Raw genomic sequence first — 14,008 nt, 5'->3', positions numbered from 1 at the left:
CGTGACCACCACCGCCGTGACAGCACGTGAGCGGATGCAGCGCGCTAAAGACGCCTCCCGCTCGATCGCGCTGTTGTCCGATGACATCAAGCGTGCGGCGCTGCTCGCGATCGCCGACGGCATCGACACGGCCGCATCCGCCGTCATCGCCGCCAACGCCGAAGACCTCGAACGCGGTCGCGCCGGGGGACTGTCCACGGCGCTGCAAGACCGGCTCGCGCTGGATCAAAAGCGCGTGAGTGCGCTCGCAGACGCCGTGCGCGACATCGCCGACCTCCGCGACCCCGTGGGCCGCGTGCTCGACGAGCGGACGCTTGCCAATGGCCTCGCCCTGACGAAAGTGGCGGTGCCGTTCGGCCTCGTGGGCGCGATCTACGAGGCGCGACCCAACGTCACGGTCGACATCGCCGCGGTCGCGCTTCGCTCGGGCAACGCCGTCGTGCTGCGCGGAGGCACAGCCGCCGAGCGCACGAACGCCGTGCTCGTCCGCATCATGCGCGCGGCGCTGGACGCACAGGGGATCGATCCCGACGCCATCCAGACGGTCGATGAGTTCGGCCGTGACGGCGCGCGCGACCTCATGCAGGCGCGCGGCATCGTCGACGTGCTCGTGCCCCGCGGGAGCGCAGAGCTCATCGAGACGGTCGTGACCGAATCGACGGTGCCTGTCATCGAGACCGGCGCCGGTGTCGTGCACATCGTCCTCGATGCGTCAGCGCCCCTGGAATGGGCTCGTGACATCGTCGTCAACGCCAAGGCTCAGCGACCGAGCGTGTGCAACGCCGTCGAGACGGTGCTCGTCCACCGCGCAGCCGCGGAACGCCTCGTCGAGCCCGTCGTCACGGCGCTGCGCGAACAGGGCGTCGTCGTGCACGGCGACGACGAGGTCGCGGCTCTGGCAGCCGACGTCGTGCCGGCATCCGAAGACGACTGGTCGACCGAATACCTGAGCCTCGATGTCTCGATGCGGATCGTCGACGACCTCGACGCGGCACTCGCGCACATCCGGCAGTACTCGACGCACCACACCGAGTCGATCATCACGACCGATGAGGCCAACGCAGAGCGCTTCCTCGCCGAAGTGGACTCCGCCGTTGTCATGGCGAACGCCTCGACGCGGTTCACCGACGGCGGCGAGTTCGGCTTCGGCGCCGAAGTCGGCATCTCAACCCAGAAGCTGCACGCGCGGGGCCCCATGGGACTCGCAGAACTCACGAGCTCGAAGTGGCTCGCGCGCGGCTCAGGACAAGTACGCGCCTGACCACCTAAACTGGAGGCGCGCTGTGCCACAGGCGCGGAAAGACCCTCGAATGGAGCCGGAATGACCATCGCCACGCTACTCGCCTTCGCCGCCGAAGAGGCGGACCACGGGAACGTGGCCCTCGAGACCGTCGGGTACGGCATCGTCGCGATCATCGCGTTCGCATCCCTGGGCCTGGTGACGCTGTCGTACCGCAACGTCGCCAACCGCCACGCCGCCAAGGCCGACGCCTACGCGAAGGCGCACGCCAACGACGTCCAGCACGCAGGGCACGGTCACGGCCACTGAGGCCGAAACCGCATGACGGTTGCGCGTCCCCCGCGGATCGGGGTCATGGGTGGGACGTTCGATCCCATTCATCACGGACACCTCGTCGCCGCGAGCGAGGTTGCGCAGTCGTTCGACCTCGACGAGGTCATCTTCGTGCCCACGGGTCAGCCGTGGCAGAAAGAAGACGTGAGCCCGGGCGAAGACCGGTACCTCATGACCGTCATCGCCACCGCATCGAATCCGCGCTTCACCGTGAGCCGCGTCGACATCGACCGCGACGGTCCGACCTACACGATCGACACACTGCGTGAACTGCAGGCCGAGCGTCCCGACGCCGAGCTCTTCTTCATCACCGGTGCCGACGCCATAGCGCAGATTCTCAGTTGGAGGGACCATGATGAACTTTGGGATCTCGCCCACTTCGTCGCTGTCTCCCGGCCCGGCCATGTCCTGAACACGGACGGGCTTCCGACCGAGGACGTCAGTCAGCTCGAGATACCGGCCCTGTCGATCTCGTCGACGGACTGCCGGGAACGCGTGCAGACCGGGCACCCCGTGTGGTACCTCGTTCCTGACGGGGTCGTCCAATACATTGCGAAGCACCACCTTTACCGGAGCGAGGCATGAGCACACCCGAGCAGCCGAACACCCCTCCACTGACGCGCAAACAGCTGCGCGAGATGCGCACAGGGGTGACGCCCATCGTGACGATGGATGAGGACCCGTCCGAAGAGTCCGCCGAAACGGTTCCGGACGTCTCCGTACCGCTTCCGCGGCCCGCAGAACCCGCCGTCGTACCCGACGCACCCGTGGACGATTCCGAGGTCGACCTCAGCGCCGCACCGCTGACCCGGCGCCAGGCCCGTCAGCAGGAGCGGATCCGCACCGCGTCGGTGCCGGTCATCACGCCCGAGCAGGCCGCCGCACACGCAGCAGCCATCGCTGCCGTTCCACCGATCTCGTCGGTGCCGCAGGATGACGAGCGCTCCGACGACGACGTCGAGGCGCTTCGCAGCCTGTTCGCGCCCGCGGACGAGGACGAGGACGAGGACGTCGAGCCTGAGGTCGTCGCGGACGAGGACGTCGAGCCTGAGGACCAGGCCGTGGAGGCCGAGGTCGTCGAGGCCGAGGTCGTCGAGGCTGAAGCACCCGAGTCCGTCGTCGTCGTCGACTACGAAGACGACGACGTGGACCTCATCGCATCCGACATCGTCAAGGACCAGGCGGGCGACACCGCCGAGTACGACGACGAGCCGGAGCCGGCTGAGGATGCAGCCATGGAGGCCGCATCCGACGTCGAGGAAGACGCAGACGGCGAAGCCGGAGACGGCTCGCAGGTCGACGAAACGCCCGAGCGCATCGTCAATCCGTCGCTCGGCGCGGGCGTGATCGCGGGGGCGCCCGTGCAGCTCGATCTGCCGCCGTCGTTCGACCAGCTTCTGTCGCGCGGAGCGACCGGTTCGATCGGCGCGCCCAACGCGCTGATCCTGTCGCAGTCGACGGGGGAGCTGCCCATGGTCGCGCCCGTCACGGCCACCGGCGACGTGCTCGTCACCGGAACCTTCGCCCTGCCCGAGGGCCTCGGCTCGCGGGGACACGCACACGGCACGACCGACGGAAAAGAGCTCGACTCCGTGCTTCTCGACGGCGAACTGCCGGCACACTCCTCGCCGACGCCGATCGCGGCAAGTTCCGCGGTCAGCACGATCAAGCCCGCGGGTGAAGTGATCCGGCCCCCCGCTCCTGAAAAGGGCAATCGACTCATGCTCTGGCTGGCGATCACGGCCGGTGCACTCTTCGCAGCTCTCGCTGTTCTTCTCATCGTCGCCGTCGTGACGGGCCTCTTCTGATGGCCGCCGGTCCGCAGGCCCATGAGATGGTCGCGATCGCCGCGGCCGCAGCCGATGCGAAGGGCGGCGAAGACCTCGTCGCGATCGACGTATCGCAGCCGCTTCCGCTCGTTGACATCTTCCTGCTCGCGACCGGACGCAGCGAGCGCAATGTCGCCGCGATCGCCGATGAGATCGAGGAGAAGCTGCTCGAAGCGGGGCACAAGCGGCTGCGCCGTGAGGGCCGCCAGGAGTCACGCTGGATCCTGCTCGATTTCGGCGACCTCGTGGTGCACGTCTTCCACGAGCAGGAGCGCGTGTTCTACGGTCTCGAGCGCCTGTGGAAGGACTGCCCGGTCGTTCCAATCGAGCTGCCCCGCCCCGCTGCGAGCGAGTGACGCGGTCAAAGATGCCCTCTGCTGTGTAGTAGCATTATCGAGTTGCCTCGAGCGATCGAGACAGCGTCTGGGCCTGTGGCGCAGCTGGTAGCGCACCTGCATGGCATGCAGGGGGTCAGGGGTTCGAGTCCCCTCAGGTCCACGTAAAGTTGAACGTTCGAACCTTGCCCCGCTTGATCGCGGGGCAAGGTTCTTTCGTCGTGTGGCCTGGGGATGGCGTCAAGGATCGTCGCGATCGTGTGGGCTGGTTCGAGGGCAGCTTGGTCTTCGTCGTCGATGGTGATTCGGTCGAACAGTGTCGAGCCTGCCGGTGATGGCGTGGCGGCTCGCGCGGATGCGGTCCTGTTCGGTTTTGAGCAGGTCGATGGGGATCGCGTCCGCGTAGTGGGCTTGGCGGAGCTTGACCTGTTCGGCTTCGAGCTTGATCTTCTGTCCTTCGAGGAGGGTCCGTTGGGCACACTCGCCGGCCACTTCCGGCTCACGTTCATCACATGGAAGGTCACCGATGACGTGGTCACGGGGCTGAAGCTCTCTCGCAGGAAGCTCGGGCTGAAGTGGACGCTGAAGCAGAAGCGGGATGTCGTCCATCAGCACAACGACATGTCGCGGGCACGATGATCGGCGAAGTCGGGTCGTCTCGATCGGGTTGCGCCGGTGGTCACGTGCTCGAGTCTAGAGAGGCGTGCCTGTTGCGGTTTCGACAGCTTCGGTTGCTATCAACTCGTGGAATGGAGTCTCGGGATGTGCGCGCCGATGCTCTCTGGTAGCTCCCGCACGCGCTCCGGGCGCCAGAACTCGGTCAGGTAGACGATCTTTCCCACCGGGTCGCCCATCCAGAGGTTGTCGAAACCTGGCGGCGTGGTGAAGTACATGTAGAAGGTGCTCTCGCCGATGTAGACGAGCGCGAACACCGACTTCAGGTTCCAGTTCGGACTGTCGCCCTCGGGTTCGAACCGGAGATAGACGGGGCTCTTCATGATGTTCCCCGTGTCGATCGCGAACCCCACCCGGGGGTCGTTGAACTCCGGCCATTCGACGCGCACCTGCGGACTCGGCAGATCGAGCTCCTTCGGACCGCGCCCGAGCACATACTCGCGCCACGAGCCGCGCGCGTAGTCGTCGGCTTCGCTGTCGAGGCGGAACTCCCTCCCACCCAAGCCCAGATAGACCCTGCCGTCGGTACCCGCGTTCTCGACATCCCCCGTGATGATCTGCACGAGGATCCCTGTGATCGCCGACATGTCAATCTCCCATCCCTTGAGCCGGCATTGCGGTCGGCTATTCCGAAGGGAAGAGCAGCGGGGGAGGGTGCTGATACCCCTCCGGATGCAGGCGCGCGCCTGTACAGGTCAGCTTTCCGAGTCGGCAGCGGGGACGGGGTCCGACGCGGACTCCTTTGCCGACCGGCGCCCCAGCGGGATCGTGGTGAGGAGTCCGATCATGAGCGCGGCGACGCCGACCCAGGCAGCCACCGACACTCCCTGCGTGAGTGCTTCGCGCGCGGCATCCGCGATCGCTGCCGTCGACGGGTCGGACGCCAGCTTGGCGATGATGGCCCCGGCCGAGTCGGAAACGGCGTCCACGAGTTCACCCAACCGCGGATCGGCCGCGATCTGCTCGCTCAGGCGCGCCTCGGTGCCGACCCGCAGCGTGGTGAACAGCGCGGTCCCGAGGATCGCGATGCCCAGCGCCGACCCCACCTGGCGGGCCGTGGACTGCGTGGAGGACGCCTGTCCGGACTTGTCCACCGGGATGTCCACGAGGATCAGCTGCGTCAACTGCGCGGTGGCCAGCCCGACGCCCATGCCGTAGAAGAACAGGGGTGCAGTGGTGACCCACGGAGAGGAGTCGGGCCGGACCAACAGTGCCAGCGCGGCAAGGGAGAGGACCTCCAGCACCAGGCCTGTGCGCACCAGCTGGACTGCACTCATCCGCTTCGACAGCGGGCGGACGAATCCCGTGGCCAGGAAGGAGCCCACAGCGAGGGGGAGGAAGGCGAGCCCGGCTTGCAGCGGGTCCATCCCGAGTCCGTACTGGAACCAGATCGGAAGCGCGAGGATCAGCCCGAACTCGCCCATCGAGACGGTCAGCGCCGTGACGTTGCCGTTGCTGAAGGTCTTGAACCGGAACAGGGTGACATCGAGCAGCACGGAGCTCCCGGCAGCCGCGCGCCGCCGCTCCCGGAGGACGAGCAGGCCAAGCACGGCGATCGCGAGCACGAACATGACTGGGATGACGCTGAAGCCGCCGAGGCTGATCGGAGCGGAATCCCTCGCGTCCCACCAGCCGTAGGAGCGGCCCTCGATCAGGGCGAAGACGAGCAGCCCGAATCCCAGCACCGAAGTGAGGGCGCCGATCCAGTCCGTGAAGGGGGCGGTCCGGCTCTCCTTCGACTCGGGCAGGGAGAGCAGCAGGCCAATGATGACCAGGATGCCGAACGGGACGTTGATCCAGAACGCCCAGTGCCATGAGAACGCGGTGGTGAGCCAGCCGCCGAGGACCGGGCCGACGGCGGCCATCGCCCCGATCGTGGAGCCCCACACCGCGAACGCGATACCGCGCTCGGCCCCGCGGAAGGTCGCGTTAAGCAGCGCCAGAGTGGTGGGAAGGATCATCGACCCCCCGACGCCCTGCAGGGCGCGTGCTGCGATCAACCAGGTCCCGCTGAGGGCGAATGCGCACAGGATGCTGGAGCCGATGAAGATCACCAGACCGATCACGAGCAGCCGCCGACGACCCAATCGGTCACTCATCGTGCCCCACACCATGAGCAGGGCGGCGAAGACGAGGGTGTACACCTCCTGCACCCACTGCACCTGGGTCGTGCTCAGATAGAGCCGCGGTCATATCGGTGTAGGGCATCGGATCGACTCCGAGGAGGAGGTGGTCTGCGCCAGTGGCGAGTATGAGGCGGGAGCTGGCGCCGGATTCGGTCGCCTTCTTTGTGCAGTAAGACGTTCTGTCCGCGAGGGGCATGATCCAGCTGGCCCTCGCGCGTGAGCATCTTGTGGCCCGTGCCCCCCAGGAGTAGGTTCGGGCTGTCTCGGGGGAGCGGTGCACCGGGTGCGCGCGTGTGGAGAGTGTAGCGATCTACGAGAGCGAGGCTGCATCATGGTCGGTTCTTACCTCGACTTCGACGGCGACGGTCGGGCCGAGGTGCCTGTTCGTAGCCCGTGGGGCATCGGGCTCTTGGAGTACACCGGCGGTGCGCTCGGCAGTCCCGCGCTCAAACCCAACGGCACGCGCTTCGGCGGCTGGCTTCTCAATACCGCCGACAACGTCTTCGTCGACGCCGCTGACGTCGACGGCGACGGGCGTGCCGAGCTGCTCGTCACAAGCTCGTGGGGCATCGGGGTACTCGAGCAGGCAGGGTCCGGCTTCAACGGCCTCGCGCTCGCGGGCAACGGGACCCGCATCGGCGGCTGGTTGCTCAATACGGCCGACAACCGCATCGGGCCTACCGGCGACTTCGACGGCGATGGCGCCTCCGAGTGGCTCATGGTCAGCCCGTGGGGCATGGGCATCATGGAGCTGAGGGGCGGCGCGTTCGTCGGCGTCATGCTCGTGCCCAACGGCACGATGCTCGGCTCGTGGCGCCTGGACACCTCGATCGACCGATTCGGACCTGTCGGCGACGTCGACGGGGACGGATCCGCCGAGATCCTCGTGACGAGCACGAACGGGATCGGCATCCTGAAGCTCACGGGCACATCGCTCACCTCGCTGGCCGTCGTCAGCAACGGCTCCCGGATGGGCGAGTGGCTGCTCAACACGGCCGACAACCACTTCTGGGCCTTCGCCGACTTCGATGGCGACGGGCGCAGCGACCTGCTGGTGACGAGTCCGTGGGGCCTCGGCATCCTGTCGTACTCGTCCGGGAGGCTGACGGCGTCGGTGATGGCACCCAACGGCCCGATGTACGGGAACTGGCGACTCAATACCCTCGACAACCGCTTCGCGCGGCTCGGCGATCTCGATGGCGACGGCCGCGCAGAGATCCTCGTGACGAGCCCATGGGGCATGGGGATCCTCGAAAAGTCCGGATCGACGCTCGGCAATCCGTGGCTCGCTCCCAACGGCACGCGGTTCGGTGGCTGGCTGCTGAATACGGCCGACAACTACGTCGACGCGGTCGCCGATGTCGACGGCGACGGCCGTGACGAGATCGTCGTCACGAGCCCGTGGGGGATCGGTGTGCTCGGGTTCCGCCGCGGGACGATGACCGGGCTCATGCTCTCGCCCAACGGCACGCGGTTCGCCGGTGGCTGGCTGCTGAACACGGCCGACAACCATGTCGGGATCGGCATGCAGCTCCTGCGAATCCACGCGAAGGTGCTCACCGCGCCGACTTCCGTGTCTCTCGACACGATGTTCAGTCAGATGCAGCGGGTGTACGAGCTGCTCGGCGTCCGCGTGCAGCGCGTCAGCACGGAGAATCTCACTCTCCCTCTTCTTACGGATGTCGATATCGGCGGCTGCACGATGGGAAGAGTCACGGCGGAGCAGACGCAGCTCTTCGGCAACCGCAACAACGTTCCGACGGGTGACCTCACGGTGTACTTCGTGCGCTCGACGGTGCCATCGAACAACGGCTGCGCGGCGTTCCCGGCGGGGCGGCCGGGGGCTGTCGTCGCGAGCACCGCTTCGCCCTGGACGCTCGGGCACGAGTGCGGTCATGTGCTGGGGCTCAACCACGTCGACGACCCGCCGCCGCCGGCCCCTGCAGCGCCCGCCCCATTGCTGAACCGGCTCATGACGGGCCGCGGCACATGGAACATCACCGACCCGCCGCCCGACGTCACCGCGCAGGAGAATCTGGCGCTGCGCGCGAACCGTCTGACGCACAACATCTAGGAGCGGTCATGGCTGTCACCCGCGAAGACGTTCTCTGGGCGCTCTCGCCCGACGAGATCAACTACAACGCCGTCGCGGAGTATCTCGGACCCGCCGCGGTGCCGGTTCTGCGCGAACTCATCGCGGAGGGCGACCCCGCGATCGCACCGAAGGCGACCTACCTCGTCGCCCGGATCCCGTCGGACGAAACGTCCGATGCCATCCGCGAGGCTGCTACCGCCACGGAGCCGCTCGTGCGGCTCGCGGCGGCGTCGGTGGCGCCTGCGGTGGGCGTCGCCGACGCACCCGAACTGCTGGGGCGACTCCTCGAGGATGAGGACGTCGGGGTACGCAAGCAGGCAGTCGACTCCGCCGCGCGGTTCCGCGACCACGATGAGGTCAGCGTGCGCCTCGAGAAGATCGCGATCGGCGACGACGAAAAGGCCCTGCGCAACCTCGCCGAGCGGGTGCGTCAAGCGCCATGAGCATGCCGCCCCGTATCTTCGTGCAGATCCCCGCCTATCGCGACTCCGAGCTTGCCGCGACGCTGCGCGACATCTATGCCAAAGCCCGGCATCCTTCGACCCTGCGCACCGTCGTGCTGTGGCAGAAGGACGACAGCGACGTGCTGCCCGACGATGTCCGCGCGCTGCCCGGTCTCACGATCATCGAAACGGATGCCGCGGACAGCCGGGGGCCCAACTGGGCCCGGAATCTTCTGCAGCGGGAACTCGGCGACGAACCGTACACGCTCCTGCTCGACTCGCACCATCGCTTCGTCCGTGGGTGGGACGAACAGGCGATCGGGATGCTGCACGGGCTCGAGGGCGCCGGCATCCGCAAGCCCGTCCTGAGCTCATATCTCCCCAGATACGTCCCGGGCCGCAGCAAGACGCTGCGCCAGACCGACCCGTTCGCCGTCTCGCCGATGGAGCGCGAGGGGGGCGTCCTGACACGGCTCACGAGCTACCCCATCCACCGTTGGAGCGATCTTGCCGGGCCCGTGCGTGGGTCGTACGTATCGCTGCACTTCCTGCTGGCGCCCCGCGCGTTCACCGAGGAGGTCGGGATCGATCCCGAGATCTACTTCTTCGGCGACGAGGTGACGCTGAGCGTCCGCGCCTTCACCCACGGGTGGGACGTCTTCCACCCTCACCACGTGCTCGGCTGGCACGCGTACAGCCGGTCGACCCGCGAGCCGCACTGGGGTCGGCATCCCGACTGGCACGTCGCCCACCGCGCCTCGCTCGCGCGACAGCGTTCTCTCTACACCGGGGGTGCCGACACGGCGTCACTGCGCGGCGACGAACGCAGTGTCGCCCAGTTCGAGGAGTGGGCGCTGCACCGACTCGTGGTACCGGCATGAGCATCGTCGCGGACATCGCGACCCGCGGGATCGGATGGGACGCGTCGTTCATCACGCGCAAGCGCGCGGCTGCGATGGTCTCAGACCTCCGCTACGTGCGGTGGCAGTCAAGCCGCGTCATCACGCAGGGCGAGGCTGGGCGGATGATCGCGGACGACCCAATGCGCGTGAGCCGCTCGGCGGGACAGATGTGGTTCAACGAGGCTCTGTCCCACCGCGTCGCGCAGATCGCGGCGCGGGTGTGCGCCGACTTCGCCGTAGAGCCCGATCATCTCGAGACCTGGCAGGCGGTGCAGTACGACCCAGGCGGCAAGTTCGAGACGCACCTCGACGGGGGCTCGTTCCGCGACGAGCTCGGGGGAGAGCGCGTGCTCACCCTCTTGCTCTTCCTCGAGCAGCCGGACTCCGGCGGCGAGACCTATTTTCCCGAGCTCGATCTGCTTGTCGAGCCGACGGCGGGGAAGCTCGTGGCCTGGAACAACCTTCTCCCCGACGGGGGGCTCGACCGGCGCCTCCTCCACGCTGCCACGCCCGTGCGCGAGGGGCGCAAGACCATCCTCACGACCTGGTCGCGCGAGCGACCCGTGCGCTGAGGCCAGAAGAGAAAGGAAGGCACGATGTCCGATAAGGACCACGCCCTCGTCAAGCAGGTCATCGCGAAGTTCGGTCCGACGCTCGACCTCGTCAACCGGCCGCAGGAGTTCATCGAGATCCTTCGCAACACGAGATTCGACGATCAGGACGCGGGACTGAACCCCTGCGCGGGCACTCCGCCGGCACCGCCGCCCGGCCCCACGAGCCTGCAGTTCGACGAGACCCAGCTGGTGGACGTCATGAAGCAGGTCTTCGCCTTATCGAAGGCGGTCGACCAGAACACGAAGCAGCTCAAGGCGATCAGGAAGCAGTTGGGTTAGGCGGCGCCGAGCCCGTCAATCGATGAGGTGTTCCGCTCGCGACTTGCGTGCGGGGATCAACGGGATCAGGCCGAGATCGACGAGGTTTCACCCGGTCGATGCAACATCATCCGGGCCTGTGGCGCAGCTGGTCGCGCACCTGCATGGCATGCCGGTGGTCAGGGGTTCGAGTCCCCTCAAGTCCACCAGAACTCCCGCTTCGGCGGGGGTTCCTGTTTCCTCCGTCGCGGGGGCATCCTGTCCCTCTGGCGGTGCTCCCCTTCACTCTGGTACACGTGGCATTACGCGCGGCCGCGTGGGCCGCACGGCGTGGACAGGGGAGTGGCTCATGACCAGCGCGGAACCGTCGGCTCGCACGGACGGAGTCGTCGCGTCGGAGGACGGGACGCGGATCGCCTGGAGCCGCATGGGTTCGGGCCCCGACCTCGTGATGGTGCATTCCGTGGGCGTCTCTCGCGCCACGACGCCACAGCCGACCCTCGCGGAGGCGCTCGCGGACGCCTTCACGGTGTGGTCGTATGACCGCCGGGGAACGGGCGACAGCGGTGACACCGAGCCGTACGACGTCCAGCGCGAAGTCGAGGATCTGACCGCGATCATCGGGCTCGCGTCCGGGCCGGTCACGGCCTACGGCTTCTCCTCCGGCGCCACGCTCGCGTTGCTCGCGGCCGCGGCCGGTGCTCCGGTCGAGTGCCTCGCGCTGCTCGAGCCGCCGCTGTCGGACGAGTCGGATTCCGACGGTGCCTTGCAGGCGGAAGGGGAGCGACAGTTGCAGCAGGGACCGGACGTGCTGCACAGGTGGTTCTATACCGAGATCGTCGGTGTCCCGGATGAAGTGCTCGCCGAACTCGGGCCACCCTCGGAGGCCGTATTGCGCGATGCGCCGTCCCTCCTGCACGAGCTGGCCTTCCTGCCGGCCACGCCCGCACGCCGGTTCGCGGAGGTGAGGCAGCCGACGCTCGTGATCGCGTCGGACTCCACGGCCCCCGAGATGTACACGGGGGGGCGGGCGCTCGAAGCCGCGATGCCCAACGCGAGGTTCGTGGTGCTACCCGGCGAGTGGCACGGCGTCGACGATGCGACGCTCACGCGCGCGATCGCCGATTTCGTGGGCTGAGGACGGCGGGTCCCGGCTGTCATCCGTCCTGGGCACCGGGAGCACGCGATCGAGGATCGCGGCGGCCGACGGGAACGACAGGGCGGACACGAGACCCGCCGTCCCCAGAGTGACGCCTCCGCGCAGTCCGGGCGATCGATGACCCGCGGAGCACGGTCGCACACCCCCTGCGTCCCGCGCCCGGGCGCAGCTGAGGGCTCGCCAAAGCGCGAGAGACGCGCGGGCCCCGTCCACCGTAACGACGCGTGCGGCTGGGCCGAGGGACACGTGTGTCGCCGCGGATCTATTTACAACGTCGTAAACCGTCGATAGCCTGGCGACGCTTCACCCCAGACCGGCGTGAAGCCGCCATTCAAGGAGGAACGGCTATGAAGGTATTCCGATGGAGTAGGGAGTCCGAAGGAGATCTCGGCTCGAGCCGGGTGGCCCGCCGCCGGTACCTGAGGCCGGTTGCGGTCTTCGGGATCGCCTTGGCGATGGTGCTGGGCACGTCGAGCGTGGCAGCGCAAGCCGACGACGTCGATCTGACTCCGGGGCCGACGGTCGTCGCCGATCCCACCTCGCCCACCGGTTACACGGGGCACTTCGTCTACTACAACCCGACCGCCACCAGCGTGCGGTTCGTCGCCGACATCATGCTGCGCAACTGGGCGAACCCCGCCGACACAACGGTCTATTCGCCGTTCCAGTACCGCCCCGGTCTGATGCGCGGGGGCGGCGGTTACGACGTGCAGATGACAAACGTCGGCGACGGCTACTGGGTCACCGACGTCCCGCTCGCAGCCGGCGCCAACCAGTACTGGTTCTACGTCAACAACAACACCAACCTCTGGGTGGCAGACCCGGCGAACCCGCCGATTTACGCGCCCGACGGGCTGACCGGCACCGCCAGGCGCGCCTTCAATAAGGTGAACGTGCCCTACGACCCGGAGAAGCAGAACTTCGCTCCGCTGGCGGCGCGCGAGATCGAGAACCCGCGGCCCGACTCGCCCAAGGGCACATGGAGCTACGTTCCGTTCCAGGTGAACGACACGACACGCACCATGGGGGTCTACCTTCCCCCCGGCTACGACGCGAACCGCGCCGAGCCCTACAAGACGATCTACCTGCAGCACGGCAGCGGTCAGGACCAATCGGACTGGATGAACATCGGCAGCGCACCGGTCATCATGGACAACCTCCTGCAGGACGGGCTCACCGAGCCCGCCGTCATGATCACGACCAACACGACCTACCTCGGCGCCGCGAACCAGGGGCACCCGGTGCTGCGGGATGTCGTCATCCCCTTCGTCGAGACGACCTACAACGTCTCGACGGAGGTCAGGGACCGGGCGTTCGCCGGTCTATCGCAGGGCGCCGGGGTCACGAACGCCCTCATCAGCTACGACCCCACGCTGTTCGGATACTTCGGCCCTTGGAGCCGTGACGTGGGATTCGACAACGCCACGCCGAACCTCGGGGCGCCATACATCCTCTTGGGCGGAGGGGCATGGGACTTCGGTCTGCCGAACCCGACGCGAGTGGCGGCGCTGACCAACGCACACGTCGAGAACGTCGTCGTGTCCGGGGCTCACGACTTCAACACGTGGAACCAGCTGTTCACGACGTTCGCGCGGGACTACCTGTGGCAGCCGGATGCGTGGGACCTGAAGGTGTCGGCGACGGCTTCGGTGCGGTGCGTGGCAGGCAAGGGCCTGGTGACGGTCAAGGTGGCGAACGCCGATGTCAACGCCACCGTCGATCTCGGGGTCACGAGCACGTATGGGACGAAATCCTTCGCGGGCATCGCGACGGGCAAGGGCGCGACGCACGCGTTCACGACGCGCTTGGCGAACGTGCCCGCGGGATCGGTGACGGTGGCCGCGTCGTCGGTCGTGCACGGTGAACCGGTCTCCACTGAGGTGACGGCGTCGTACGCGGCGACCTCCTGCGGCTGACCGAGTCACGGTGGTGGTGGGCTCGTCCGGATGGGCGGGCCCGCCACACATTCCGGGCCGATGGCCACCGCTAAAGTGAGGAC

15 protein-coding genes and 2 tRNA genes are annotated in these 14,008 nt (G+C 67.5%); 15 read left to right on the top strand and 2 right to left on the bottom strand.

What is annotated here, in order from left to right:
- Position 1 precedes the first annotated feature (1 nt).
- From AC25Y0_RS05225 to AC25Y0_RS05195, 7 genes are all read left to right on the top strand, one after another.
- A complete protein-coding gene (locus AC25Y0_RS05225; protein ID WP_488123260.1) occupies positions 2-1,261 on the top strand; it encodes a glutamate-5-semialdehyde dehydrogenase in 1,260 nt (419 codons plus the stop codon).
- 60 nt (positions 1,262-1,321) lie between these two features.
- The gene (locus AC25Y0_RS05220; protein ID WP_488123259.1) at positions 1,322-1,549 is read left to right on the top strand and encodes a hypothetical protein; all 228 of its coding nucleotides are present in this window, start codon (positions 1,322-1,324) and stop codon (positions 1,547-1,549) included.
- A gap of 12 nt (positions 1,550-1,561) precedes the next feature.
- Positions 1,562-2,158, top strand: coding sequence for a nicotinate-nucleotide adenylyltransferase (gene nadD / locus AC25Y0_RS05215; protein ID WP_488134333.1), 597 nt, complete (start codon positions 1,562-1,564; stop codon positions 2,156-2,158).
- Entirely contained in the window at positions 2,155-3,381 is a 1,227-nt protein-coding gene (locus AC25Y0_RS05210; protein ID WP_488134332.1) for a hypothetical protein, read from the top strand. The genes nadD and AC25Y0_RS05210 overlap by 4 nt, the downstream gene beginning before the upstream one ends.
- Positions 3,381-3,758, top strand: coding sequence for a ribosome silencing factor (gene rsfS / locus AC25Y0_RS05205; RefSeq protein ID WP_488123256.1), 378 nt, complete (start codon positions 3,381-3,383; stop codon positions 3,756-3,758). The genes AC25Y0_RS05210 and rsfS overlap by 1 nt, the downstream gene beginning before the upstream one ends.
- 69 nt (positions 3,759-3,827) lie before the next feature.
- Positions 3,828-3,900: transfer RNA gene (locus AC25Y0_RS05200), tRNA-Ala, on the top strand.
- 134 nt (positions 3,901-4,034) lie between these two features.
- The gene (locus AC25Y0_RS05195) at positions 4,035-4,376 is read left to right on the top strand and encodes a hypothetical protein (protein WP_488134331.1); all 342 of its coding nucleotides are present in this window, start codon (positions 4,035-4,037) and stop codon (positions 4,374-4,376) included.
- A 98-nt stretch (positions 4,377-4,474) separates the two neighbouring features.
- Here the strand turns inward: AC25Y0_RS05195 and AC25Y0_RS05190 are convergent, their stop codons facing one another.
- Positions 4,475-4,999: a hypothetical protein gene (locus AC25Y0_RS05190; protein WP_488134330.1), complete on the bottom strand. Its 525-nt coding sequence runs from the start codon at positions 4,997-4,999 to the stop codon at positions 4,475-4,477.
- Between the two features lie 108 nt (positions 5,000-5,107).
- On the bottom strand, positions 5,108-6,589 hold the full coding sequence (locus AC25Y0_RS05185) for an MFS transporter (RefSeq protein WP_488123436.1): 1,482 nt from the start codon (positions 6,587-6,589) through the stop codon (positions 5,108-5,110).
- A 280-nt stretch (positions 6,590-6,869) separates the two neighbouring features.
- Between AC25Y0_RS05185 and AC25Y0_RS05180 the strand changes: the two genes are divergently transcribed.
- From AC25Y0_RS05180 to AC25Y0_RS05145, 8 genes are all read left to right on the top strand, one after another.
- The gene (locus tag AC25Y0_RS05180) at positions 6,870-8,612 is read left to right on the top strand and encodes an FG-GAP repeat domain-containing protein (protein ID WP_488123253.1); all 1,743 of its coding nucleotides are present in this window, start codon (positions 6,870-6,872) and stop codon (positions 8,610-8,612) included.
- A gap of 8 nt (positions 8,613-8,620) precedes the next feature.
- Positions 8,621-9,076 (top strand): HEAT repeat domain-containing protein, encoded by a 456-nt coding sequence (locus AC25Y0_RS05175; RefSeq protein ID WP_488123252.1) that lies wholly within the window; start codon positions 8,621-8,623, stop codon positions 9,074-9,076.
- Entirely contained in the window at positions 9,073-9,957 is an 885-nt protein-coding gene (locus AC25Y0_RS05170; RefSeq protein WP_488123251.1) for a GlcNAc-transferase family protein, read from the top strand. The genes AC25Y0_RS05175 and AC25Y0_RS05170 overlap by 4 nt, the downstream gene beginning before the upstream one ends.
- On the top strand, positions 9,954-10,550 hold the full coding sequence (locus AC25Y0_RS05165; protein ID WP_488123250.1) for a prolyl hydroxylase family protein: 597 nt from the start codon (positions 9,954-9,956) through the stop codon (positions 10,548-10,550). The genes AC25Y0_RS05170 and AC25Y0_RS05165 overlap by 4 nt, the downstream gene beginning before the upstream one ends.
- Before the next feature lie 24 nt (positions 10,551-10,574).
- Entirely contained in the window at positions 10,575-10,871 is a 297-nt protein-coding gene (locus AC25Y0_RS05160; protein ID WP_488123249.1) for a hypothetical protein, read from the top strand.
- Between the two features lie 112 nt (positions 10,872-10,983).
- Positions 10,984-11,059 (top strand) — tRNA-Ala (locus AC25Y0_RS05155).
- A 140-nt stretch (positions 11,060-11,199) separates the two neighbouring features.
- Positions 11,200-11,988 (top strand): alpha/beta fold hydrolase, encoded by a 789-nt coding sequence (locus tag AC25Y0_RS05150; RefSeq protein ID WP_488134329.1) that lies wholly within the window; start codon positions 11,200-11,202, stop codon positions 11,986-11,988.
- A 368-nt stretch (positions 11,989-12,356) separates the two neighbouring features.
- On the top strand, positions 12,357-13,925 hold the full coding sequence (locus AC25Y0_RS05145) for an alpha/beta hydrolase (protein WP_488134328.1): 1,569 nt from the start codon (positions 12,357-12,359) through the stop codon (positions 13,923-13,925).
- The last annotated feature ends 83 nt before the right edge of the window (positions 13,926-14,008 follow it).

It is taken from the genome of Microbacterium sp. Y547 (assembly GCF_057669785.1).
The sequence above is the reverse complement of the archived record's forward strand: the minus strand, read 5'-3'. Positions and strand labels throughout refer to the sequence as shown.

Excerpts from the sequence above, each read along its gene's own strand:
- AC25Y0_RS05220 (WP_488123259.1), top strand. The coding sequence starts at position 1,322 with ATGACCATCGCCACGCTACTCGCCTTCGCCGCCGAAGAGGCGGACCAC.
- nadD (WP_488134333.1), top strand. The coding sequence starts at position 1,562 with ATGACGGTTGCGCGTCCCCCGCGGATCGGGGTCATGGGTGGGACGTTC.
- AC25Y0_RS05210 (WP_488134332.1), top strand. The coding sequence starts at position 2,155 with ATGAGCACACCCGAGCAGCCGAACACCCCTCCACTGACGCGCAAACAG.
- rsfS (WP_488123256.1), top strand. The coding sequence starts at position 3,381 with ATGGCCGCCGGTCCGCAGGCCCATGAGATGGTCGCGATCGCCGCGGCC.
- AC25Y0_RS05195 (WP_488134331.1), top strand. The coding sequence starts at position 4,035 with ATGGTGATTCGGTCGAACAGTGTCGAGCCTGCCGGTGATGGCGTGGCG.
- AC25Y0_RS05190 (WP_488134330.1), bottom strand. The coding sequence starts at position 4,999 with ATGTCGGCGATCACAGGGATCCTCGTGCAGATCATCACGGGGGATGTC.
- AC25Y0_RS05180 (WP_488123253.1), top strand. The coding sequence starts at position 6,870 with ATGGTCGGTTCTTACCTCGACTTCGACGGCGACGGTCGGGCCGAGGTG.
- AC25Y0_RS05175 (WP_488123252.1), top strand. The coding sequence starts at position 8,621 with ATGGCTGTCACCCGCGAAGACGTTCTCTGGGCGCTCTCGCCCGACGAG.
- AC25Y0_RS05170 (WP_488123251.1), top strand. The coding sequence starts at position 9,073 with ATGAGCATGCCGCCCCGTATCTTCGTGCAGATCCCCGCCTATCGCGAC.
- AC25Y0_RS05165 (WP_488123250.1), top strand. The coding sequence starts at position 9,954 with ATGAGCATCGTCGCGGACATCGCGACCCGCGGGATCGGATGGGACGCG.
- AC25Y0_RS05160 (WP_488123249.1), top strand. The coding sequence starts at position 10,575 with ATGTCCGATAAGGACCACGCCCTCGTCAAGCAGGTCATCGCGAAGTTC.
- AC25Y0_RS05150 (WP_488134329.1), top strand. The coding sequence starts at position 11,200 with ATGACCAGCGCGGAACCGTCGGCTCGCACGGACGGAGTCGTCGCGTCG.
- AC25Y0_RS05145 (WP_488134328.1), top strand. The coding sequence starts at position 12,357 with ATGAAGGTATTCCGATGGAGTAGGGAGTCCGAAGGAGATCTCGGCTCG.